This is a genomic window from Vibrio ponticus (assembly GCF_009938225.1).
GTDB classification, from domain to species: Bacteria; Pseudomonadota; Gammaproteobacteria; order Enterobacterales; family Vibrionaceae; genus Vibrio; species Vibrio ponticus.
On record NZ_AP019657.1, the window covers coordinates 1872809 to 1897771 of the forward strand.

General features: G+C 44.7%; 22 protein-coding genes. 4 read left to right on the forward strand and 18 right to left on the reverse strand.

Annotation, left to right across the window (positions count from 1 at the left end; translation table 11 throughout):
* Positions 1–276 precede the first annotated feature (276 nt).
* Both GZN30_RS08125 and miaE read left to right on the forward strand, forming a co-directional pair.
* The gene (locus tag GZN30_RS08125; RefSeq protein ID WP_075651351.1) at positions 277–1041 is read left to right on the forward strand and encodes a DNA repair protein; all 765 of its coding nucleotides are present in this window, start codon (positions 277–279) and stop codon (positions 1039–1041) included.
* A gap of 33 nt (positions 1042–1074) precedes the next feature.
* A complete protein-coding gene (gene miaE, locus GZN30_RS08130; RefSeq protein ID WP_075651348.1) occupies positions 1075–1875 on the forward strand; it encodes a tRNA isopentenyl-2-thiomethyl-A-37 hydroxylase MiaE in 801 nt (266 codons plus the stop codon).
* A gap of 119 nt (positions 1876–1994) precedes the next feature.
* On the opposite strand, the gene pyrF is transcribed toward miaE, so the two are convergent.
* The 18 genes from pyrF to tig all read right to left on the reverse strand — a co-directional run bounded on the left by pyrF (position 1995) and on the right by tig (position 21298).
* A complete protein-coding gene (gene pyrF, locus GZN30_RS08135) occupies positions 1995–2690 on the reverse strand; it encodes an orotidine-5'-phosphate decarboxylase (RefSeq protein WP_075651346.1) in 696 nt (231 codons plus the stop codon).
* An 84-nt stretch (positions 2691–2774) separates the two neighbouring features.
* Entirely contained in the window at positions 2775–3944 is a 1170-nt protein-coding gene (lapB, locus tag GZN30_RS08140) for a lipopolysaccharide assembly protein LapB (protein ID WP_075651344.1), read from the reverse strand.
* Between the two features lie 25 nt (positions 3945–3969).
* On the reverse strand, positions 3970–4251 hold the full coding sequence (locus GZN30_RS08145) for a LapA family protein (RefSeq protein ID WP_075651342.1): 282 nt from the start codon (positions 4249–4251) through the stop codon (positions 3970–3972).
* A gap of 188 nt (positions 4252–4439) precedes the next feature.
* On the reverse strand, positions 4440–5276 hold the full coding sequence (locus tag GZN30_RS08150) for a nitrilase-related carbon-nitrogen hydrolase (RefSeq protein ID WP_075651340.1): 837 nt from the start codon (positions 5274–5276) through the stop codon (positions 4440–4442).
* Between the two features lie 102 nt (positions 5277–5378).
* Positions 5379–6263: a glycine betaine ABC transporter substrate-binding protein gene (locus tag GZN30_RS08155; protein WP_075651337.1), complete on the reverse strand. Its 885-nt coding sequence runs from the start codon at positions 6261–6263 to the stop codon at positions 5379–5381.
* 62 nt (positions 6264–6325) lie between these two features.
* Positions 6326–7057, reverse strand: a complete 732-nt coding sequence (locus GZN30_RS08160) for an ABC transporter permease (RefSeq protein WP_075651335.1) — start codon at positions 7055–7057, stop codon at positions 6326–6328.
* 3 nt (positions 7058–7060) lie between these two features.
* A complete protein-coding gene (locus GZN30_RS08165; RefSeq protein WP_075651333.1) occupies positions 7061–8182 on the reverse strand; it encodes an ABC transporter ATP-binding protein in 1122 nt (373 codons plus the stop codon).
* A gap of 36 nt (positions 8183–8218) precedes the next feature.
* On the reverse strand, positions 8219–8875 hold the full coding sequence (locus GZN30_RS08170; protein ID WP_075651331.1) for an ABC transporter permease: 657 nt from the start codon (positions 8873–8875) through the stop codon (positions 8219–8221).
* A gap of 420 nt (positions 8876–9295) precedes the next feature.
* Complete coding sequence (ihfB, locus tag GZN30_RS08175; protein ID WP_075651329.1) at positions 9296–9577, reverse strand: integration host factor subunit beta; 282 nt, start codon at positions 9575–9577, stop codon at positions 9296–9298.
* 202 nt (positions 9578–9779) lie between these two features.
* Entirely contained in the window at positions 9780–11438 is a 1659-nt protein-coding gene (gene rpsA, locus GZN30_RS08180) for a 30S ribosomal protein S1 (RefSeq protein WP_075651327.1), read from the reverse strand.
* Between the two features lie 108 nt (positions 11439–11546).
* Complete coding sequence (gene cmk, locus GZN30_RS08185; protein ID WP_075651325.1) at positions 11547–12227, reverse strand: (d)CMP kinase; 681 nt, start codon at positions 12225–12227, stop codon at positions 11547–11549.
* 227 nt (positions 12228–12454) lie between these two features.
* A complete protein-coding gene (locus tag GZN30_RS08190; RefSeq protein WP_075651323.1) occupies positions 12455–12754 on the reverse strand; it encodes a ComEA family DNA-binding protein in 300 nt (99 codons plus the stop codon).
* Positions 12755–12890: 136 nt separating this feature from the next.
* Positions 12891–14750: a peptidylprolyl isomerase gene (ppiD, locus tag GZN30_RS08195; protein ID WP_075651321.1), complete on the reverse strand. Its 1860-nt coding sequence runs from the start codon at positions 14748–14750 to the stop codon at positions 12891–12893.
* 175 nt (positions 14751–14925) lie between these two features.
* Entirely contained in the window at positions 14926–15198 is a 273-nt protein-coding gene (locus GZN30_RS08200) for an HU family DNA-binding protein (RefSeq protein ID WP_075651319.1), read from the reverse strand.
* 194 nt (positions 15199–15392) lie between these two features.
* Positions 15393–17744: an endopeptidase La gene (gene lon, locus GZN30_RS08205; protein WP_075651317.1), complete on the reverse strand. Its 2352-nt coding sequence runs from the start codon at positions 17742–17744 to the stop codon at positions 15393–15395.
* A gap of 125 nt (positions 17745–17869) precedes the next feature.
* Entirely contained in the window at positions 17870–19153 is a 1284-nt protein-coding gene (clpX, locus tag GZN30_RS08210; protein ID WP_075651315.1) for an ATP-dependent protease ATP-binding subunit ClpX, read from the reverse strand.
* A gap of 125 nt (positions 19154–19278) precedes the next feature.
* Positions 19279–19893, reverse strand: a complete 615-nt coding sequence (gene clpP, locus GZN30_RS08215; protein WP_075651313.1) for an ATP-dependent Clp endopeptidase proteolytic subunit ClpP — start codon at positions 19891–19893, stop codon at positions 19279–19281.
* A gap of 106 nt (positions 19894–19999) precedes the next feature.
* Complete coding sequence (gene tig, locus GZN30_RS08220) at positions 20000–21298, reverse strand: trigger factor (protein ID WP_075651311.1); 1299 nt, start codon at positions 21296–21298, stop codon at positions 20000–20002.
* A gap of 504 nt (positions 21299–21802) precedes the next feature.
* Between tig and GZN30_RS08225 the strand changes: the two genes are divergently transcribed.
* Entirely contained in the window at positions 21803–23584 is a 1782-nt protein-coding gene (locus tag GZN30_RS08225; protein WP_075651309.1) for a sensor histidine kinase, read from the forward strand.
* Positions 23584–24924, forward strand: coding sequence for a sigma-54-dependent transcriptional regulator (locus GZN30_RS08230; protein WP_075651307.1), 1341 nt, complete (start codon positions 23584–23586; stop codon positions 24922–24924). The genes GZN30_RS08225 and GZN30_RS08230 overlap by 1 nt, the downstream gene beginning before the upstream one ends.
* Positions 24925–24963 lie beyond the last annotated feature (39 nt).

Consider the following 24963-nt stretch of genomic DNA (forward strand, 5'->3'; position numbering starts at 1 on the left):
GCTTCATTACATAGTTTATAATATTTAGTTATAACGCCTCTTTAGTTAAATTGATAGCAAAATTGGTAATTTAGCCGCAACACAAAGCGCAAATTGACTTTACAAAAACAATTTTTGCTATCGAAAGCTCAGTTTCTAGCCACAATTTTTGTTTTCCATGTAAATCAAAGACCCAACAAGTAATAATGGCTCAATGCAGGAATATTTGGTGCCGTCAGTCTACAGAATCGTGTATCCTTATCGGCTAGCCGTCGTAAACATAAGATAATGGAATTTATGAATATTGGTTTAATCATTGCTCTAGTTGCGATTTTGTTGGTCCTCGTACTGGGCTATAACATGATTTTGCAATACAACGCGAAAATCGCTACCGCTAAAAAGCAAGAAAGTGCGCGATACATTGCCATTATCGATGCCACTGAAGAACTGATCGGTCATGCTCATCACATGCCATACAGTAAAAACCTTTTACTGTGTTTGAACAACCGCATCTTAGATGCGGTACAAAACATGTACGAGCTTGATCCTAAAAACAAACAGCTTGAACAACGTGTTGAGCACGTTAAACAGCAGATAGAAAACTTGAAAGAGAACTTTCAGAATGGTGAAAGTGCGGTTTTCAAAGCGCCGAGTAACGACAAACAAGCGTTGGTGATGTTAAAGCTGGTCAAACGCCTGCGTGATACCATTCGCAATGAACACAACAAAGGTCGTTTCGATACTGAAGCTTATGTCGCGGAAAATGCGCGTCTCGAAACCATCCAAATTCGTATCAATATTGAAAACGTGATTAAGCGTTCGAATGATGCCATCGTACGAGGACAACCGGGCACCGCTATCCAGCTGCTGCGTAAAGGGTTGCATGTACTGAGCACTAAAGACGATCCTTACTCAATTCAAGCACGTGACAAGCTGCAATCAATGTATGACGATATTGAAAAACGTCGTCAAACACAAAGCGCTTCCGAGCAGCAACAAATTGTCGATAAGCAGCGTGAAGAAGATATGGATGCGCTCTTTGGTGAAAAGAAAAAGTGGTAATATAATACCCATAACCCTGTTAAAAGGTCGCACATGCGACCTTTTTTGTTAGCCAGTAAAGTCATGCTAGAACAATACAAACAACTACTCGAACCCATTAATCAATTTCTGCAATGCTCAACGCCAGATGAATGGATTGAAGAAGCGCGTAAGCCTGAAAACCTCTCCACTGTTTTGATCGACCACTTACTTTGTGAACTCAAAGCAGGTCAATCGGCTATGTACCTAATCCGCAAATATGCCGTGGATAAAAGCAGTGCTCATAACCTGTTGGACTGGTTTAAGCCTTACGAAGACTTCGCTTACCGGGACATTGGTTCACTTGCCACCCTCAAAGGTAAAAGCAACATTTCCAAATCTATTATGGCGAAATCCGATTCACCATATAGCCAAGATTTGATTGATAAAATGGTGCTGCTCATCAAAGAAGAGCTGCATCACTTCTACCAAGTGCTCGAAATCATGGATAGTCGTGGAATCGAATACCACCCTATTCCTGCTAGCCGTTATGCGAAAGGTTTATTGTCAAAAATGGCAACCCATGAGCCGCAAACGCTCATCGATAAGCTGATCATTGGCGCTTATATTGAAGCGCGATCTTGTGAACGCTTTGCGAAGCTAGCGCCATACATGGAAGAAGATATCGCCAAGTTCTATATCTCGCTACTACGCTCAGAAGCAAGACATTATCAAGATTACCTCGTGCTCGCGGAGGAAATCGCGGGTAAAGATATCTCGGACCGCGTCGCGATGTTCGGACAAGTGGAAGCTGCACTTATCTCTACAGCGGATCAGGATTTCAAGTTCCATAGTGGCGTGCCGATGACGGCTTAAGTCAGCAAAGTGCACGGTTGACCAGCCAGCACTTTACCAGCCAACACTTTACCAGCCAGCACTCCGGAAACGAAAAAAGGTCAGCATTTGCTGACCTTTTGAATAGCTTAAGCGCTTAATTACGCCAGTGTCGCGTTGATTGCCGCTAGAACCGCAGCTGGATCTGCCGCTTGAGTAATTGGACGACCGATAACTAGGTAATCAGAGCCCGCTTGAATCGCTTCTACTGGTGTCATGATACGTTTTTGGTCGCCTTGATCAGCACCTGCTGGACGAATTCCTGGTGTGATCAACTTGAACTCTTGACCCAATTCAGCTTTTAACATTGAAGACTCATGTGCTGAACACACTACACCGTCAAGTCCGGCATTCTTAGTCAGGTTTGCTAGACGAATTACTTGATCTTTTGCCGCCATATCCAAACCGATACCCGCTAGATCTGGCTGTTCCATGCTGGTTAGCACTGTCACACCAATCAGTAGTGGACGGTCTTTACCGTAAGGTTCTAGAATCTCACGAGATGCTGCCATCATACGCTCACCACCACTGGCGTGAACGTTAACCATCCAAACACCCATCTCAGCCGCTGCGCGTACCGCTTTAGAACATGTATTTGGAATATCATGGAATTTCAGATCTAGGAATACCGAGAAACCACGTTGGTGAAGCTCTTTGACGAAATCAGGACCAAACAGAGTGAACATCTCTTTGCCTACTTTCAAACGGCATGACGCAGGGTCAATACGGTCAACAAAAGCTAAGGCATCCGCTTTATTGTCATAATCCAGTGCTACGATGACTTTTTGGTCGATCATCTCATCTCCTAATTAACTTATCTCTATCAACTTTGTTGTGCTTAAAAAAATGCAGCTAATAAATTAGCTGCATTGAAAAATAGTTTATTCGCCGTCTAAACCACGGATTGGCTTGATCGTTCCCCACCCTTTACATGAAGGACAGTGCCAGTACATAGAGTGCGTTGAGAAACCGCACTTACGACAACGGTAATGAGGTTTTACTTTTAACTGTTCACCAACCAGTTTTTGCAGCGTCGCCAAACTCTCTTTCGCGCGACCTTCTTCTGCGTTCATCAAATGGTAATCCATCAAGCGGAAGAAGCCCTTCATGGTTGGATTTTTCACTAGTTGGCGCGTAAGTAGTTCTTGTGCGGCTTCAGAGCCGTCATGCTGAGCGACTAATTGTGCCAACATCAGTTCTGCTGATACACCCGCTTTACTCGCAATACATTGACGTAAGAAATCAAGCAACTCATCTTCTTGGCCAAGGTGGTGATAACAATCGGCTAGAATGGGCAAAACTTCACTAACAAAGTCAGTGTCTTGATCCAATACCATCGTCATGTACTTAATCGTATGAAGGTAATCTTCGCTATCTAAGTACAACTTACCTAATGCAATACTTGCTCGAACACACTTAGGATCTTCGTTTAAAGCTCGCTTGAAGTGGCTAATCGCTTGGCTACGGTCACCGTCAGCTTGATCTTGCATCGCCATTTCACAGTAGAAGTGAGCGATACTGACTCGCATGCGCTTGCGACCTAACTTAAGCAGTTGATTAGCATAATAGATCGCTTTTTGCCATTCGCGAGTTTGCTGATAGATAGCAACTAATTGGTGCAGAGCCGCTTCGCGGTGATCTGGCTCTTCAACTAACTGCTCAAAAATCTTTTCCGCACGGTCTAAAAAGCCCGACGCCATATAGTCTTTGGCAAGTTGTTGCAGGGCGATGTTTTTTTGGTCAATGGTGAGACCAGATCGTGAAATGAGGTTTTGGTGGATACGAATTGCGCGATCAACTTCACCACGCGATCGGAATAAGTTACCCAATGCTAGATGCGTATCTATGGTGTCATCATCAACTTGAAGCAACTCAATAAAGTGATCCACCGCTTTGTCAGACTGATCTGAAAGCAGCAAGTTTAGACCCGTCACATACTGACGAGAGATCTGGTTTGAGTGCTTCTGCTTGTCTTGCTGGGCGCTACGATTACCCATGTACCAGCCATAGGCTGCAGCGATCGGCAATAACAAGAAGAGTATTTCTAGCATTGAGAAAAAGGCCTACCTAACTCGATTATGCTTTACTTTGTTCGACCTCAGTCGAGGTAGCTGGAGTTAGCTTTTTAAGTTGCTTATTAAGTTTTCGAATTTGCAGTTTTGATTTCATGTGTAGGCTACCGAATATGATCCATGCAATAACAAAGCCTGTCACAAACACTACACCTAACAATGTAGATAAGTGGAAATCGCCCTGAGCCAGCAGATAGTTAAAAGTGACAACTGCTTGATTTTGAGAACCTAACGCTAAAGCTACAAGGAACAAAGCCAGTACGATAACGATTTTTATAATTTTCATATTCCATTACCCATCTTAAAATCGACTGGTAAGATTATGCAGCAAAATCACCATTCAGACCACGGATATTAACGATATTCTCAAATTTCAGTGTGATATGGCTATCTTATATCCAAGTAAGTAAAAGTCTCTTACTCGAGCATTGTAGTGAATATCACTGGTTGCTCACAAAATTTAGAGCATTAACTCTATAACCGATCACTAAGCAATTTAGCAACCAGTGAATTATTTGCATCTCTGATCGTCGGCAACTGAAATCTTGCGCTGTTGATATCTTCAAGTTGTAACTGCGCGACGAGCAACTGCTCTTCTTGACCAGCCTCTACCAGTACCTGACCAAACGCATCTAATATACGCGACCCCCCCCAGAATCGACTGTTACCTTCTACCGCACAGCTGTTTGCCATCAACAACGGTACACCATAGGTCATAGCAATAAAGTCGGTGTTAGTTTTCCAACCGTTAGGATTCGAAAACTCATCGGAAACGATATCTGCGGCAGAATTGACAGGAGCTAGCAGTAATGATGGTCTATCGAGCATTGCCAAATGAGGCAGTGCCGGGTTCCATAAATCGGCGCAAATCAAGGTATGGATTGGCCAGCCGTCAATATGCTCACACATTACTAGCGCTTCGCCTTGTCCATACCACTTGCCTTCTTCCAAACCACCATAGGTTGGCAGATTTAGCTTACGGTGCACATGAATCACTTTCCCCTTAGTTAGCAAAGCTTGCGCGTTATAAAATTCACCCGGTGCAGCTTGTTCGACAAAACCTACCGCAATCACCATTTCTGGAGCAACGTTCGATAAGCGTTCGAATATCTCATTTACCCGTGGTAAAGCTACGCGCGGAACACTGGCAAACAGACTGTAACCAGTAAGAGACAACTCAGGAAAAAGTAATACATCAACGCCTTGCTGCTTCGCTTGGCTAATGTACTCAATATGTTTCGTGGTGTTTTGTGCCACATCGGCAAGCACTGGGGCAATTTGCGCGATGGCTACCTTTAATTTTTGTTTCATGGTATTCCAAACCTTGCAATCAATAGGGGCAACGTGTTTGTTGCCCCTTACTTAAAGCCGTGACAGTTAACGTCACTCGCAGTAATCAAGTCATTGAATGAATCAGATAAGTTGATTATCGATTAAAAATTGCTTGGCGACTTTTTCAATGCTTTGACCGTCAACATCCACTTTAGCGTTTAACGTCGCCATCACTTCATCATTCAAAAGAGCCGAAAGCGTATTGAGTTGCGCGGCAAGCTTAGGGTTGTTATTGAGCGTCTCTTGACGCACAACCGGTGCCAATGCGTAATTTGGGAAAAAGCCTTTGTCGTCTTTAAGTACCACGAAATCAAACGCCTTAATTCGACCATCGGTTGCAAAAACTAATGCCACATCAGCATTGCCAGTTTTGAGTGCTTGGTAAGTCAGACCCGAATCCATCTTTTTCAGATTTTTACGCGCCAATTTGAACTGGTACTTCTTTTGTAATGGCTTTAGGCCATCAGGGCGAGCGGCAAATTCGACGTTAGAGGCAAACAATAGCTCATCACCATCCGCTTTTACGTAGTCGGCAAAATCAGAGATCGTCACTATGTTCTTTGCTGCTGCGTCTTTTGCTCGCATCGCAAGCGCATAGGTATTGTTTGCCTTTGATGGCTCGAGCCAAACCAGTCCTTTTTCACCATCGAGTTGTTTTACTTTGGCGTAGGCTTGATCGGCTGACATCGGTTGTTTGATCTTGTTAAACGTGATCAATGAAGTACCGGTATACTCCCAGTAAAGATCGATTTGTCCGTTGTGTTGTGCTTTACGCAGTACTGTCGAGCCCATGCCATCGCGCTTGTCCACATCGTAGCCCTGATCCGCCAGGTATTGCTCGGTCATCGACGCAACAATTAATTGCTCGGTAAAGCCTTTGCCCCCAACCACTAAGTCCGCAGCGTGAGAGAAAGTTGCGGTCAACGCAAGCATCGTTGCACCAAATAAAGTTGTAAGTTTAGACATTCTATTCCATTCCTATCTGTTGTAGTTTTTGCGTGCTAATGTAATTCATATCAGTATGCGAACTAGTGTCGCAAAGGGTTAACCCCTTTACTGACAACCCCAAAAGTCAGCATACCCAGTAACATATCAACCACGACCGCTAACCCAGCCGTTGGCAATGCACCTGCCAGCATCATGCTTAGCTCATCTAAATCAATGCCGGTAAAAATCAGCTCACCTAACCCGGTACCGCCGATTAAAAACGCCAATGGCACGGTACCAATGTTGATAGCAAATGCGGTGCGTATCCCCGCCATGATGACAAACATGGCATTGGGTAACTCAACACGAAAAAGCTGCTGAGTGGGTGTTAACCCCATACCGGTTGCGGCTTCTTTTAAGTACTCGGGTACCGCTATTAATCCGGTATAGGTGTTGCGCACAATCGGTAAAATCGTCGCTATGGCGAGAGCAAAAATCGCCGGCACGTTACCAATACCCAGCAGTGTCATCGACAACGCCAATACCGCGAGTGTTGGCACTGTGGTGCCAATATTAAACACTTGCATCGCTGGCTCTGAGTAACGGCGCATTGACGGACGGCTGATTAAAATACCCGCAGGTATCGCAATCACGATCGCGATTGTTCCGGAGATCAGGGTCAGCTTTATATGCTCACCCGCTAAGTAAACAATGTCTTCGCTGTAGTACATGAACTCTTCAATAAAGCCATTCGCTTGAAGCGTCGCACCAAGCAAAAAGGCACTCAGGACTAAAGCAAACAGCAAAGCATTGCGAATTTGTTCCTGTTTCACAACTTACCCCTTAGTTTGATATTTCGCGCCCAAGTGGTGAGTAATGCCGCGTTGCGACACCTCGCCACACAATCGACCTTGAGCATCAACCACTGGCAACCAAGACAAGTCATAGGCAAACATTTTGGATACTACGGCGCGTAAATCTTCGTCTTGCTGAATCACCAGTTGAATCCCTGCATAATGTTCACCGCAAAGACCTCGATAAGAGAGCGACATCTCACGGGTAATAATGCCCACTGGCTGATGTTGTTTGTTTACTTTCACAATCATGCCATGACCATACTCTTCCATTTTTTTCGCCGCTTGTTGCAATGTCTCGCCAGCAGTGACAACGGGAACATGAGTTTCCATCACATCTGCCGCTGTGGCTAATTGAAGGCGTTTGAGCGTGCGATCATTACCGACAAAATCGGCAACAAAATCCGTTTCGGGTTTCGCTAACAGGCGGTCAGGGCTAGAGAATTGCTCCAACTTGCCATCGCGGAAGATGGCGATTTTGTCAGCCATCTTCACTGCTTCATCAATATCATGCGAAACGAACATAATGGTTTTATTGAGCTCGCGATTCATCTTGAGGAACTCTTCTTGAATCGCATCGCGATTGATGGGATCAATCGCACCGAAAGGCTCATCCATTAACAGTACTGGTGCGTCAGCCGCTAATGCACGAATAACACCGACGCGCTGCTGCTGCCCTCCGGACAATTCGTTCGGGTAGCGTTTCATAAAGGTGTTGGGGTCAAGCGCAACCATATCTAACAGATCTTTAGCTCGCTGTTTGCAGCGTTGTACGTCCCAGCCCATGAGCTTAGGTACTAAAGAGATGTTCTCTTCTATGGTCATATTGGGGAATAAGCCAGTTTGCTGGATCACATAGCCTATGTTGCGACGCAATGTCACGGTATCGATATCCGTAGTATCTTCACCATTGATGAGCACGCGTCCTGACGTTGGTGTCACCAGACGATTAATCATTTTAAGCGTCGTGGTTTTTCCGCAGCCTGAAGGACCAAGTAAAACGCAAATTTCTCCAGTAGGGACTTCCATACTGATGCGGTCTGCCGCTGTAATCACACCCTGAGGCGTTTCGAAAATCTTGGTCAAATTATCAAGTTGGATCATAAAGTCTGTCTCTTCGAATAGTCGTCTTACACAGGGTTAGCTGCAAACTACAACACCGTTTGGTGTTAATTTCTTTTGGATCTTCGCTAGCCCTAAATCGGCAATAATGGCGAGTAAACTTACTGCCAGTGCCCCTACGATGAGTTGGCGTGGGTCAGATTGACTAATGCCCCGCGCAATGAAAGAGCCAAGTCCCCCCGCACCAATATAGGTTGCGATTGCCATGACACCGATATTCATCACCACCGCCATTCGGACACCTGCCATGATGACCGGAATCGCCAAAGGAATTTCCACTAAACGTAAACGCTGCATACTGGTCAGCCCAATACCTCGCGCAGCCTCACGAAGCGACGGATCGACATTATTAATTGCTGTGTATGTATTGCGAATAATCGGCAATTGCGAGTAAAGCAATACCGCAATGACCGCGGGAAGATAACCAATACCCTGACCAATTAAGGACAGCGCTGGAATCATGATGCCGAACAAAGCGATCGACGGAATAGTGATAACAATAGAGGCGAGGTATAACACGATGTTTGCCGCGCGCTGGTTCTGGGTGATTGCAATACCAATAGGTACGCCTGTCAAAATGGCTAAACCGACTGCTAAGCTAACCAAAGAAAGGTGCTCTACAGTCCTAGTGACAATGATCTCCCAGTTTTCCAGACAAAAGTTAACTACTTCCAAATTAAACCTCTGGATTATGATGTTGAGTAGGACCAAATCGGTCCAAGATGAAATTAAGATTTAGACGTGCAATGTGCACGGAAATAAGACAAAGCACCGCTTTCTGCTCGCTGCGCTTATGAAATTTAGCGAATAAGTTAAATGACTATTTAAATACAGAAATGCAGGACTTTACCGATGGAATTCAAGATTAATTCCGAATTTAAGCGCGAAAAATCATAACAACTCAATATAAATTGTCAAATTCATCAATAATTTTTGTCGGAAATGGGTGAAATCTTAATTAGCGAATTTGAATAATAAAGCAGCAGTTAAAGGGTTATTTGGAGATTATTTGCATAAAAAAACGGCACTCAATCTGAGTGCCGTTTGTCGACAGGTCGAAGAAATTACATTTTCTGTCAATATAATTTCACAATGTTAGCCAATATTTACACGTTCGCGTAATTCTTTGCCTGGTTTAAAGTGAGGAACATGTTTACCCTCAAGTTCAACCTTGTCGCCCGTTTTCGGGTTACGACCGACACGAGGTTCGCGGTAATGTAGTGAGAAGCTACCAAAACCACGAATTTCGATACGATCACCGTTCTCAAGTGTTGATGCCATATGCTCAAGAATGTCTTTTACCGCATCTTCGACTTCTTTAGCTGAAAGGTGAGTTTGCTCAGCGCAAAGTCTTTCAATCAATTCAGACTTAGTCATAGTTTCCCTCGTAGAGTGATTTGTCATTTATTATAGTAACTAATACCAATTCCAACAAACACTTGCTAAAAATTTTAGTCAAAATTTGCACAGTTTTTGCAACTATGAATCGCTTTCATAATAACCAGTTGCAGAAATTGGTATTAGCCCACAAAAATAAAAAAGGAGCCTTTCGGCTCCTTTTTGCTTAAAGGGAATTAAATTATTCGCCTTTAGCTGCTTTGAAAGCGTCTGCCATAGCGTTACCGAATGCAGCGTCATCTTGCTTGTTGATAGATGCCATTGCTTCTTGCTCTTTAGCTTTGATAGATAGGTTGATTACGCGGTTCTTACGGTCAACACCAGTAAATTTCGCTTCAACGCTGTCACCAACGCTTAGGATTAGAGTTGCGTCTTCTACGCGGTCACGTGCAACTTCAGATGCACGGATGTAGCCTTCAACGCCTTCTTCTAGCTCAACAGTTGCGCCTTTAGCGTCTACTGCAGTTACAGTACCGTTAACTAGAACGCCTTTCTTCTTCTCTGCAACGTAAGCATTGAATGGGTCATTTTCCATTTGCTTAACGCCTAGAGAGATGCGCTCACGCTCTGCGTCTACTGCTAGAACAACTGCAGAGATCTCGTCGCCTTTCTTGTACTCACGTACAGCTTCTTCGCCAGCAACATTCCAAGAAATGTCAGATAGGTGAACTAGACCGTCGATGCCGCCTTCTAGACCGATGAAGATACCGAAGTCAGTGATTGACTTGATCTTACCAGTAACTTTGTCGCCTTTAGCTTGCGCTTCAGCGAAAGACTGCCAAGGGTTAGCTTTACACTGTTTTAGACCTAGAGAGATACGACGACGTTCTTCGTCGATCTCAAGAACCATAACCTCAACTTCGTCGCCAACATTAACAACTTTAGATGGGTGGATGTTCTTGTTAGTCCAATCCATTTCAGAAACGTGAACTAGACCTTCAACGCCTTCTTCGATTTCAACGAAGCAGCCGTAATCAGTTAGGTTAGTTACACGACCAGAAAGCTTGTGACCTTCTGGGTAACGCTTAGCGATTGCTACCCATGGATCTTCGCCTAGTTGCTTAAGACCTAGTGATACGCGAGTACGCTCACGGTCGAACTTAAGAACTTTAACTAGGATTTCGTCACCTACGTTAACGATTTCTGATGGGTGCTTAACGCGTTTCCATGCCATATCAGTGATATGTAGAAGACCGTCAACACCACCTAGATCAACGAATGCACCGTAGTCAGTAAGGTTCTTAACGATACCTTTAACTTCTGCGCCTTCTTGTAGGTTTTCTAGTAGCTCATCACGCTCTACGCTGTTTTCAGATTCGATAACTGCGCGACGAGAAACAACTACGTTGTTACGCTTCTGGTCAAGCTTGATAACTTTGAACTCAAGTTCTTTGTTTTCTAGGTGAGCTGTGTCACGGATAGGACGTACGTCTACTAGTGAACCTGGTAGGAACGCACGGATACCGTTAAGTTCAACAGTGAAACCGCCTTTAACTTTACCGTTGATGATACCAACAACAGTTTCAGCTTCTTCGTAAGCTTTCTCAAGAACGATCCAAGCTTCGTGACGCTTCGCTTTCTCACGAGAAAGTTGAGTTTCACCGAAACCGTCTTCTACTGCGTCTAGAGCAACATCAACTTCAGAACCAACTTCAACTTCAAGTTCGCCAGCAGCGTTCTTGAACTGTTCAGCAGGGATTGCAGACTCAGACTTAAGACCAGCGTCAACAAGAACGTAACCGTTCTCGATAGCTACTACAGTACCTTTAACGATAGTACCTTGTTGGAATTCAGTCTCGTTTAGAAACTCTTCAAAGAGTTGAGCAAAAGATTCAGTCATTTATTTAATCTTCAATAAATTAAACGTCCACGGGTATCCTACCTCATGGGGTTATTAAATTCGCCAGTCATCATCCTTGCGACCAACGCTCTGAGCCGACCCCGTAAATTACGCAGTCAGTTTAGATTCAATATATTGTAGTGCTTTTTCTACTACTTCGTCGATACTCATCGACGTAGAGTCAAGCAATAGCGCATCCTCTGCAGGGCGTAGTGGCGCCACTGGGCGATTACGATCTCGGTCGTCTCGCTCTTGGATCTCGCTCAAAAGGTCAGCAAATTTAACATCTAACCCTTTATCTTGCAACTGTTTAAGGCGTCTCTGCGCTCGTTCTTCTGCGCTAGCGTCTAGGAATATTTTCACTTCTGCTTGCGGGAAGACGACGGTGCCCATATCGCGACCATCAGCAACTAAGCCAACACCTTCGGCAAAAGCACGTTGACGACGCAGAAGCGCTTCACGTACTCGTGGTAGTGCCGCGACTTTAGACGCTGCCATACCAGTTTGCTCTTTACGCAGTTCACCTGAGACATCTTCGCCTTCAAGGATAACTTTTACCAAGTCCCCTTCCGCGATGAACTGAACATCTAAGTGAGTCGCTAGTGCCACCAATGCATCTTCTGACTCAAGGTCAACACCATGGTGAATCGCGGCTAACGCTAGTACGCGATAGATTGCGCCCGAGTCAAGCAAGTGAAAACCGAGCTTGTTCGCTAGTTGCATACAAAGCGTGCCTTTACCTGCACCACTTGGTCCATCTACGGTAATAACCGGCGTATGAGAGGACATGAAATACTCCAAGTTGCTTGCCACCAGAGCAAACGGCTCTGACTTTTTCGGCGTGAAATTATAGAGCTAAATGGAGTCAGGTTCTAGGGAAGTTTGCAAATAAATCCTCTGTCAGAACAGATAACATCGCTTACCTAGGTATGAAACTAAAACTAACAGAGATGAAAAGAAATACTGCGGTATGACGAATTGATTCAAGGGCTCGAGATGAGCCCTTGGGCGTAACACTACAGTTTTATTCTGGCGATATTTTTTGCCACCGTAGCTTCACCGATACCCTGCACCTTAGCCAGGTCTTCGACCTGTTTAAAAGGACCTTGCTGCTGGCGGTACTCAACGATTGCTTGCGCCTTTTTTAGACCGATACCTTTGAGCATATCGGCAATCTCTTGCGCAGAAGCTTGATTAACGTTGACCACTATCTCAATCCCATCATATTTGGGATCTTTGACGTCTTGATCCGATGCCACAGCAAACGTAGAGGTGAGTACAAGCAATAGTGTTATTAGTAAAGATTTCATTTTCATTGCGATTCCTTGGTAAAGGGAAGTGGAAATCCACCATACATCGGACAAAAAGCCTTTGTTATACGCAACAATTAGAAATAAAACGGGCTGCCGAAGCAGCCCGTTTTGATAAGAATGTAACTTACATTTCTATCCTTTATTGAGTCACAGCAAAGTACTCAATATCGGTCGTCTTACGTAAGATGCTAATCAAACCTTGCAGGTCTTGTTGCGCATTCATCTGCGTCATTTGACTTGCAATTTGATCGTTGTACTGAGTATTAAATACATCAGATACCGCATCTAGCTCAACCACAACAATATCACCATTGAATGACTTAGATTGTGCGTAACCTACGCTGCCTTCAACTGGTTTCGGCATTGCAAATACCACTTGAGCCAGTGGCGAGCTGCGGTCGATAGTTTGAACATCACCAAATGCTAAGCCGTTTTCAGCAAGAATTGCTGTATTGCCTGCTTTTAGCTCATCCACAACTTTAGTTGCTAGTGCAATCGCATTTTGCTCACCCTTCACACGAGATAGTTGAGCAACCACTTGTTCACGCACTTCTTCTAGAGGCAGAACCGTTTCATCACGCATATCTTCTACGCGAACAACCACTACATGCTCAGGAGCGACTTCAATCACTTCCGAGTTTAGACCATCTTCGCGAACTTCTGGGCTAAGAATTGCCTGCATCACTGCTGGTGTTTTCAATAGCTCAGGCGCATCAGCTTGCGAGATAAAGTCAGTCGTAACGATCTTCGCGTTTACGGCTTCTGCCGCATCATCTAATGAATCCGGGTATTCAAACGCAACGCGCTCAAGTTCACTTTGCAGCTCGTAGAACTCATCAACAGCTTTTTGATCACGAAGCTCTTGCTTGATGGTGTCTGCTACCTCTGCGTAAGGCTTAGCAACTGAGTCTTTCAGCTCATCAAGTTTGATAATGTGGTAGCCGAAATCTGATTTCACTAGACCTGTCACTTCACCTGGAGTTTGTAGAGCAAATGCTGCTTCTTCAAACGCTGGGTCCATCACGCCACGCTCAATCCAACCTAGAGAACCACCCTCTTCTGCACTGCCGATATCTTCTGACTTTTCTTCAGCAAGTGTTGCAAAGTCTGCACCCGCATTCAGTTCATCCAAAATCGCTTGCGCTTTTGCTTGGTCATCACCTTGAATAAGGATATGGCTCACTTTGCGCTGCTCTTCAGAAGAGTATTTGTCTAAGTGCTCTTGGTAGTATTGCTTCGCTTGCTCATCACTGATAGTGATTGAGTTTTTCAATGCCTCAGCAGAAAGCTCAATGTAAGCGACTTTTGCTTGCTCAGGGCGAGTGTAACGATCTGGATTTTGCTTGTAGTAGTCAGCAATCTCTTCATCTGTTAGCTGTACTTTTTCAGCAAAATCAGCCAGAGCAAGATCGATTGTCTTAACTTCACGCGTTTGCATGATCAGCTTGCTTTGTGCAGAAACTTCACCTGGTAGTGCAAAATCACTTGCTTGAACAGCCGTCAGTAGTTGGTTGCGAACTAAATCACGACGTAGATATTCCGCAAAGCTCTCAGGGCTGTAACCTGCACGGCGAAGTGCTGATTGGTACACGTCTGAGCTGAACTTACCGTCTACTTGGAATTGTGGCATAGACAATAGCAACTCACGAACTTGCGCGTCACTTACACGCAAACCTAAGGTTTTTGCATGTTGCTCTAGTAGCGCATCGTTAATCATACGGTCTAGAACCGACTGGCGGAAAGATGCAACATAACTAGGGTCAGCTAGTAGATTTGAGAAGTAGTCGCCAAGCTGAGCTTGCATACGATTACGTTCGTTTTGGTATGCCTGCTCGAATTCACCACGACTGATTTCGACATTACCTACTTTCGCTGCAACATTGTTGCTACCGCCAACGATGTAGCTGCCTACACCTGCGAATACGAAAGATAGAATAATCAGGCCAAGGATAATTTTAACCGCGATGCTATTCACGCCTTCGCGCAATCGATCCATCATACTTTTGTTACTCTCCGCGTATGACACGCAATGACCTCAGGACGAGGTACTACGATGTTCATTATTAAATTAAAATTCAGTAGCGCGATAATATCAGAAAAAGAAATGCGCATCAGTATGATGCGCATAAATTAAAAAGGTTCTAACAAACTACTTAAAAAAGTAGTGTGTTTGATTAGTTACAAGCGTCTTTTAGCGCTTTACCAGCTTTGAAAGATGGTACTTTAGCTTCTGCGATTTGGATCTCATCGCCAGTTTTTGGGTTACGACCAGTGCGAGCTGCACGAGTACGAACACTGAAAGTACCGAAGCCAACAAGAGCAACTTGGTCACCAGACTGAAGCGTACCGCTTACAGCTTCGATGAATGCGTCTAGTGCACGACCTGCTGCTGCTTTAGATAGGTCTGAATTCTCAGCGATTTTTTCTACTAGTTGAGTTTTGTTCACGGTGATTCCCCTTTACGTCGCCTGTTATTATTTTGTGAGACGACTTTTCGTTCCATTTCATTTTAAAATTCAGCTTGAAGCCTTGCTATATAAGGCTTCAAGCTACAGAGGCTAACGTTAGCTTCCAAAAAAAACGCTGACAAGCACTTTTAGGCTTATCAGCGTAATCTTTTACTTATTTTTGCTGCACATCACTATTTTTCTACAGCAAACTCAACGCCTGACGGGTCTCTTTCCAGCGCAACACTCAGAACTTCGTCAATCCACTGAACTGGAATCACCTTCAAGTCTGCGATCACGTTCTCAGGAATCTCTTCCAAATCACGCTCGTTGTCTTTAGGAATTAGCACCGTTTTGATGCCGCCACGGTGTGCCGCTAACAGTTTTTCCTTTAGACCGCCGATAGGTAGAACTTCACCACGTAGAGTAATTTCACCAGTCATCGCCACTTCAGCTTTCACTGGGTTACCAGTAAGACTTGAAACTAGTGCGGTGCACATTGCGATACCAGCACTCGGACCATCTTTTGGCGTCGCACCTTCTGGAACGTGCACATGAATATCACGCTTTTCGTAGAAGTCTGGATTAATACCCAGTTTTTCTGCGCGAGTACGAACCACAGTCATTGCAGCTTGAATCGACTCTTGCATCACGTCGCCTAGCGAGCCCGTTTGAACTAGTTTACCTTTACCTAGCATCGACTCAGTTTCAATCGTTAATAGATCGCCACCAACTTCTGTCCATGCAAGACCTGTCACTTGACCAACGCGGTTGCTGTCATCTGCTTTACCGTAATCGAATCGTTGTACACCTAGGTATTCTTTTAGGTTATCCATCGATACCGTTACTGATTTCAGCTCTTTGTTCAGCAATATATTCTTCACTGCTTTACGACAGATCTTTGAAATCTCACGCTCAAGGCTACGTACACCCGCTTCACGTGTGTAGTAACGGATAATGCCGACGATAGCCGAGTCTTCGATAACGATTTCATTTGGTTTCAGACCATTACGCTGAACTTGTTTTTCAACCAAATGACGTTTAGCGATGTTCAGTTTTTCGTCTTCGGTGTAACCCGAAAGGCGAATCACTTCCATACGGTCAAGTAGTGGACCCGGAATATTCATCGAGTTTGACGTCGCAACAAACATCACATCTGACAGATCGTAATCCACTTCTAGATAATGGTCGTTAAACGCATTATTTTGCTCAGGATCGAGTACTTCCAGCAGTGCCGATGATGGGTCGCCACGCATGTCCGACGACATTTTGTCAATTTCATCCAAAAGGAACAGTGGGTTTTTTACGCCAACTTTCGACATTTTTTGGATAAGTTTACCTGGCATTGAGCCAATGTAAGTGCGGCGGTGACCACGGATTTCCGCTTCATCACGCACGCCACCAAGCGCCATACGTACGTACTGACGACCTGTTGCCGAAGCAATAGAACGACCTAGTGAAGTTTTACCTACGCCCGGAGGACCAACAAGACAAAGGATCGGGCCTTTGAGTTTGTTGATACGGTTTTGTACTGCTAAGTACTCAAGAATACGTTCTTTAACTCGCTCAAGACCGTAGTGATCTTCGTTTAAGATCTCTTCCGCTTTCGCTAGGTTTTTCTTAACCTTGCTACGCTTACTCCAAGGCACGCCCAGCATCCAATCAATGTAACCACGGACTACGGTTGCTTCCGCAGACATTGGCGACATCATTTTCAGCTTTTGCAGCTCTTGCTCCGTCTTTTCACGCGCTTCTTGCGGCATTTTCGACTCGGCAATCTTCTGCTTTAGAGTCTCAAATTCGTCAACGCCATCTTCACCTTCGCCTAGCTCTTTCTGAATCGCTTTCATTTGCTCATTCAGGTAGTACTCGCGTTGTGATTTTTCCATCTGCTTCTTCACGCGGGTGCGGATGCGTTTTTCCACTTGAAGAATATCAATTTCAGATTCCATTTGTCCCATCAGGAACTCTAGGCGCTCTGAAATATCAAGAATTTCTAGTACTTTTTGCTTATCGACTAATTTCAGCGGCATATGCGCAGCAATTGTATCCGCAAGGCGCGCAGCTTCATCGATACCATTAAGTGAAGTCAGTACTTCCGGTGGAATCTTGTTATTTAGCTTAATAAAGCCTTCGAATTGGTTGATCGCACTACGTACAATCACCTCTTGCTCACGCTCATCTAGCTCATTAGTCACTAGATATTCAGCGTCAGCAACGAAGAATTCATTGTCAATAAACTGATGGATTTGTGCACGTTGTTGACCTTCTACTAGCACTTTTACTGTGCCGTCTGGAAGTTTTAGCAACTGTAGAATAGTCGCAACGGTACCAACTTCGAATAGATCTTCTTTCGTCGGTTCATCGGTTTCTGCTTCTTTCTGAGCAACCAACAGCACTTGCTTGTTGGCATCCATTGCGGCTTCTAGACACGCAATCGATTTTTCGCGACCAACAAACAGTGGAATTACCATATGCGGGTAAACTACTACGTCTCGTAGAGGTAGTACGGGGATCTCGATACGTTCGGAACGTTCCAAGTTCATATTATTCTCTCTTCCGCTTAGTCTTATGAGCAGTATATGGGGGCTAATTGGTTGGAATCAATGGAGGAATAAAAAAAAGGAGGACTTAAAGCCTCCTTTTTTGATAACGATTGTTATTTAGTGAGTTACGACTCTGCGCCAGCCGCTTGGTTGTCTGAATTGCTGTAAATCAGCAGTGGTTCAGACTCACCATTAATCACTGATTCATCAATCACAACTTTGCTTACGTTGTCCATTGATGGCAGTTCATACATGGTCTCAAGAAGTACTGCTTCAAGAATTGAACGTAGACCACGAGCACCTGTTTTACGCTCCATTGCTTTCTTAGCAATCGCACGTAGAGCATCTTCGCGGAACTCAAGCTCTGAGTTTTCTAGTTCAAATAGTGCAGCATATTGCTTCGTCAACGCATTCTTTGGTTCACAAAGAATTTGAATTAGTGCTTCTTCATCCAATTCAGTTAGCGTCGTCGTTACAGGTAGACGACCAATGAATTCAGGAATCAGACCGTATTTCACTAAATCTTCTGGTTCAACTTGAGTAAACAGCTCACCAACAGTCTTGTTCTCGTCTTTTGAACGCACTTCTGCGCCGAAGCCGATACCTGCACCTGTTGCTACACGTTGATCAATCACTTTATCTAGGCCGGCAAATGCACCACCACAGATAAACAGGATCTTCGAAGTATCAACTTGCAAGAACTCTTGTTGAGGATGCTTACGACCACCTTGTGGTGGAACCGAAGCGACGGTACCTTCAATCAGTTTCAACAGCGCTTGTTGAACACCTTCACCTGACACGTCACGTGTGATTGATGGGTTTTCTGCTTTGCGTGAAATCTTATCGATTTCATCAATGTAAACAATACCACGTTCTGCTTTCGCTACGTCGTAGTCACATTTTTGTAGCAGTTTTTGGATGATGTTTTCAACGTCTTCGCCAACATAACCTGCTTCAGTCAGGGTTGTTGCGTCAGCCATTGTAAATGGTACATCCAAGAAACGCGCTAACGTTTCGGCTAGCAAAGTTTTACCACTACCGGTTGGACCGATTAGTAGGATGTTACTTTTACCTAGCTCAACACCTTCGCTCGTAGTGTCACCATTGCGTAAACGCTTGTAATGGTTATAAACGGCTACGGCTAGCACTTTTTTAGCGTAATCTTGGCCAATCACATAATCATCAAGGTGCTCACGAATCTCGCGTGGCGTAGGCAACGCTTCAGACTGTTTCTTAGGAAGCACATCTTTGATTTCTTCGCGAATAATGTCGTTACAAAGGTCGACACATTCGTCACAAATGTAGACTGACGGACCGGCGATCAGCTTGCGAACTTCGTGCTGGCTCTTACCGCAGAAAGAGCAGTACAGCAGCTTACTACTACTGCCCTCTTTGCTTTTATCTGTCATTCGCTAACCTCTTAGCCTTAAATCTATACGCTTTGAGTGTATATCAATTTAGGGCAAATTGCCCCCGTGAATTGAGCGAAACCTTGTCTCAATTCAGCTAAATCGGACTCAAAGTCAATTTTTGCTTAACTACGATGAGTTAATACTTGGTCAATAATACCGTATTCAGCGGCTTGAGCAGCTGACATAAAGTTATCACGATCCGTATCACGCTCGATCACTTCCATTGGCTGACCAGTATGCTCAGCTAGCAAAGTGTTTAGTTTTTGCTTGATTGAAAGAATTTCTTGGGCGTGAATTTGAATGTCTGATGCTTGACCTTGGAACCCACCTAGCGGTTGGTGAATCATTACACGTGCATTTGGCAGTGCAAAACGCTTACCTGGTGCGCCACCAGCAAGTAGGAAAGCACCCATTGAACATGCTTGACCTGTACACAATGTCGCAACGTTTGGCTTGATAAACTGCATAGTATCGTAGATTGCCATACCTGCTGTTACGCTGCCGCCTGGTGAGTTGATGTATAGGTAAATGTCTTTGTCTGGGTTTTCAGATTCAAGGAAAAGCAACTGAGCAACAATCAGGTTTGCCATGTTGTCTTCAACTTGACCGGTCAAGAAGATGATGCGTTCTTTAAGCAAGCGCGAGTAAATATCGTAAGAACGTTCACCGCGGGAAGTTTGTTCAACCACCATTGGCACGAGTGCGTTCATAATAGTATTTTGGTCTTGGTAGCTCATATTCTGATGTCCCTAAAATAAATGGCCCGGATGATTTAAATCATACGGACCATTGTTAGCAGAATAGTTAACGCTTAGTCAACTTTTCTACGCAAGATATTGCTTATTAAGCAGGTTGGTTCATTAGCTCGCTGAAACCAACTTCTTTCTCAGAAACCTGAGCTTTAGCGATGATTGCGTCAATTGCTTGCTCTTCTAGAGCGATATTGCGCATGTTGTTCATCATTTGCTCGTTTTGCTCGTAGTAAGCAACAACTTCTGATGGATCTTCGTAAGCAGTCGCCATCTCTTCGATTAGAGACTTAACTTTAGCGTCGTCAGCTTTTAGCTCTTCAGTCTTGATCACTTCACCTAGAAGAAGACCAATAACTACGCGACGTTTAGCTTGCTCTTCGAATAGCTCACGTGGAAGCTGAGCAGCAGCTTCTGGGTTGCCACCGAAGCGTTGAGCAGCTTGTTGACGAAGAACGTTGATTTCTTGGTCGATAAGTGCAGCTGGTACGTCGATGTTGTTTTCGTTAACTAGACCGTCGATAGCTTGCTCTTTGATGCGGTTCTTAACAGCTTGCTTAAGTTCACGCTCCATGTTCTTACGAACTTCAGCTTTAAGAGCGTCAACGCCACCTTCAACAACACCAAACTTAGCAACGAATTCGTCGTTCAGTTCAGGAAGTTCACGTGCTTCAACTTTGTTCACTTTGATAGAGAACTTAGCTGCTTTACCTTTTAGGTTTTCAGCGTGGTAATCTTCTGGGAAAGTTACGTCGATTTCGAATTCCATACCTTTAGTTTTACCTTCGATACCGTCTTCGAAACCTGGGATCATGCGACCTGCGCCCATTTCTAGTGGGAAGTTCTCAGCTTTACCGCCTTCGAACTCTTCACCGTCGATAGAACCAACGAAATCGATCGTTGCACGCTTACCAGCTTCTGCAGCTTCTTCAACTTCAGTCCAAGTAGCTTGTTGCTTACGTAGAGTTTCGATCATCTCTTCAACGTCAGCATCTTTAACTTCTGCTTGTGGTTTTTCTACAGCGATGTTCTCAAGACCTTTAAGTTCGATCTCTGGGTACACTTCGAAAGTCGCAGTGAACACTAGATCTTCACCTTCTTTAGTTGCTACTGGAGCAAAAGTAGGTGCGCCTGCTGGGTTGATTTTTTCTTTAACGATCGCTTCGATGAAGTGACGTTGCATAACTTCACCCATCACGTCTTGACGTACTGCTTTACCGTACATCTGCGCAACCATTTTTAGAGGCGCTTTGCCTTTACGGAAACCATCGAAACGACGGTTTTTAGCGATGTTGCGTAGTTCAGCTGTTACAGCGTCTTCGATGTTTGCAGCTGGAACAGTAATGTTTAGACGGCGCTCTAGGCCTTCTAGCGTTTCAACAGTAACTTGCATTCTTCATTAACCTCAATACTGGCTCAGCATGGCTGAGCGTATGAGTTACCTAAGCTTGGCTTGGTAACTGCATCCTTGTTTGTACTCTAAGAGCACCTATTAATTTCGAGCATCGACCACCTACTTTGAGGCAATCGAACTAATTAGCGATATCTTTTTCTCGTTATAAAACGGTGAAAGGTATCTCCGATTAGTCTCAGGACATAGATTTAGACGCAGCATTCTAACGACCTTGACAACCAGTGTCGAGCCGAACCCCTGCTTACATCCCTCAATATCCTAAATTCTCAACTGAATGCTACATATTTGAGCATTCATCATCGCTAACCGTGTCAGAAATGGGGACATTAATGTGTTTTTCAAGAGAAACTAGCGTTTTTTTTAATTCAAGTAATAAAAGGAGATCTAAGTCCGGTTTTCCTGCCCAATTTGATAACCTGCCACAACACCTTAGTAACAAAAAACGCTAGTCTAGAACACTCTATTTTTGACTAAGGATGCCTTATGCAGCTTAACCGACGCACTTTTCTCTATTTGCTGGCGTTGTTTATGTTATGTGCAATCCTTGGTGGGCGCTGGGTGTGGAATAGCAGCTATCAGAACCAACTCGATCAACATCAAGCGCAGCTAGAACGTTTCTCAAGTCATATCATCACAAAGCTTGATAAATATGACCATTTACCCCGTCTCCTTGCCCAAGACCGCGAAGTTATCTCCGCGGTACTCAACCCCAATAACTCGGCTCAAATAGACATTACTAACCGTTATCTTGCAGACGTTAACCAAGTCATAAATGCCGCAGACACTTACCTACTCGACGCACAAGGCACCACTATTGCGGCGAGCAATTGGAACATTCAACGCAGCTTTGTCGGGCGAAATTTTGCCTGGCGTCCTTATTTCTCTCAAGCTGTGCAAGGAGAGAAAAGCCAGTATTTTGCGCTCGGTTCAACCTCTGGTCAGCGAGGCTATTATTACAGTTATCCGGTGGTGTATGCGGCAGAAATCATCGGCGTAATCGTGATTAAAATGGATCTCTCTGCGATCGAGGATAATTGGCAAAGTGAAACCAACTTTTTTGTTGCTACCGATCCGAACAACATCATTTTCATGTCAAGCAACCACAAATGGTTATTTCACAGTCTTGCCGACTTGTCGCCAGAGGTTCGCCAGCAAGTGCTGCGCAGTCGTCAATTTCTCGATACTGACATTCGATCACTTGGTCTGCGCGGTGACTTAGAAAGCGCCCAATCGGAACTGACCAATTTGCGTAAAGTGGGTGGTCAAGGTGACTTTATTGTGACCTCTCGGCACCTAGAAGACTTACAGTTAACCATTCGCGTTTTAACGCCAAAACACACCATTTTATGGTCAACATTTAGTTTCCTTCTGGTACTCGTCCTACTGTTTGCCATCCTATTTCTTTCAATTCAATTGGCCCATCAATCGCAACTAAAACAACGGCAATTGACCCAAATTCAATCTGAAGCCAAGCAAAAACTCGAATTCCTCGTAATGGAGCGTACTGCCGAGTTACATGCTGAAATCAACGAAAGAAGCAAGACTGAACAGGCACTAAGACAAACGCAAAATGAGCTGATCCAAGCGGCAAAACTCGCGGTACTCGGGCAGATGTCAGCAAGTATTAGCCATGAACTCAACAACCCACTGGCGGCCATTCGTAGCTTTGCTGACAACGGCAGACGCTTCCTTGCCAAGCAGCAGACAGATCGCGTCGATGAAAACCTTGCGCGAATATCTGCATTAACTGAGCGCATGGCAAAAATTAGCGAACAGCTGAAGTCATTTACGCGTAAATCCGATACTCAAGAAAAGCAAAAACTCGCCTTGGCACCTATGATCACGTCGGTAAAAGAACTTATTGCGCCGCAGATAAAATCACAGCAAGCGACGTTGACGATCTCAATGCCCGATACGCCAATTCATGTCATCGTCAACCCAATTCAGCTTGAGCAAGTGATGGTTAACCTACTCAGTAATGCGATTCAAGCCGTGAGCGAACAACCAACGCGAGAAATACAGCTCACGGTTGAGTTACAACCATCTCTCGTCATGATTCATGTCGATGATAGCGGAGAAGGTATCCCCGCAGCACAACGCGAAAAGTTGTTTGAGCCTTTCTATACCACCAAGAAAAATGGACTGGGCTTAGGGCTTTCTATCTCTCAGCAGATACTTCAAGCCATGGATGGGCAATTAACTATAAGTGAATCGCCACTCGGCGGCGCGCGATTTACTATCACCTTGCAGTTTAAGGATCAGTAATGGAAGACGTATTCTTTATCGATGACGAAAGCGATATTCGCATTGCAATTGAACAGAGCTTTGAGCTTGAAGATATCTCAGCGCGTTTCTTTGCCGACGCAGAAACTGCGCTTATCGCCATCAAGCAATCTGGACTCCCTAAAGTCGTGATTAGCGATATCTGTTTACCCGGTATATCCGGTGAAAATCTGCTCACCAGTGTCTTACATCAAGATGAGGATATACCGGTTATCTTGATCACCGGGCATGGTGACATCGAAATGGCAGTCAACGCATTACACAAAGGCGCCTATGATTTCATTGAAAAGCCCTTCGCCATAGACAGATTGATTGATACAACCCGACGCGCAATAGATAAACGCAACCTCACGCTCGAGAATCATGCGCTAAAACGCAGTCTCAAAGCCAGTCAAACCCTTGGTCCGCGTATTATTGGTGAAACCAACCAAATCCAACAACTCCGTGAAACTATTTCACATATAGCCGACACCAACGCAGACATTTTGTTATTTGGTGAAACAGGCACAGGTAAAGAACTGGTTGCTCGCTCAATACACGAACAGAGTTCGCGTCGTGATAGTAACTTTGTCGCCATTAACTGTGGCGCAGTACCAGAAAACTTAATTGAAAGTGAGTTATATGGGCACGAAAAAGGCGCATTTACCGGTGCAGACAGCCAGCGCGTGGGTAAATTTGAACACGCCAATGGCGGCACGCTATTTTTAGATGAAATTGAGTCGATGCCGATGCAAGCTCAGATCCGCTTGCTACGTGTGCTTCAAGAACGTGTCATTGAACGGGTAGGATCAAACCAACTTATTCCCATCGATATCCGCGTAATCGCCGCAACTAAAGTGGATCTCAACCAAGCCGCTGTTGAAGGCGATTTTCGCCAAGACCTTTACTATCGCCTCAACGTGGTCACCCTCGATTTACCCGCTCTACGTCATCGAAAAGAAGATATCCCCGCGCTATTCCACCATTTTTTACTGGTTGCCGCTGCGCGTTATGGCAAAGACGCCGCCTCTATCCCTAACGCCGATTTACAAAGCTTAATAAGCCATGATTGGCCAGGCAATGTGCGTGAACTGCGCAATTGCGCTGAGCGATTTGTGTTGCTCGGGAAATTGGGTGAATTTTCTCATCCCCCCCAGCACGACAAGGCTATTCAGCCGCTGTCAGAGCAAGTGGCTGAATTTGAAAAAATGCTGATCGAGCAGGCGTTAACCGCAAATGAAGGGCGCATCAACGAGACGATGCAACAGCTGCAAGTGGCGAGAAAAACCCTCTACGACAAAATGCAAAAATATGAGCTTGATAAACGGGATTTTAAAGAATAAATGGTGACATAAAAAAGGGCACTGTGCGTGCCCTTCGGT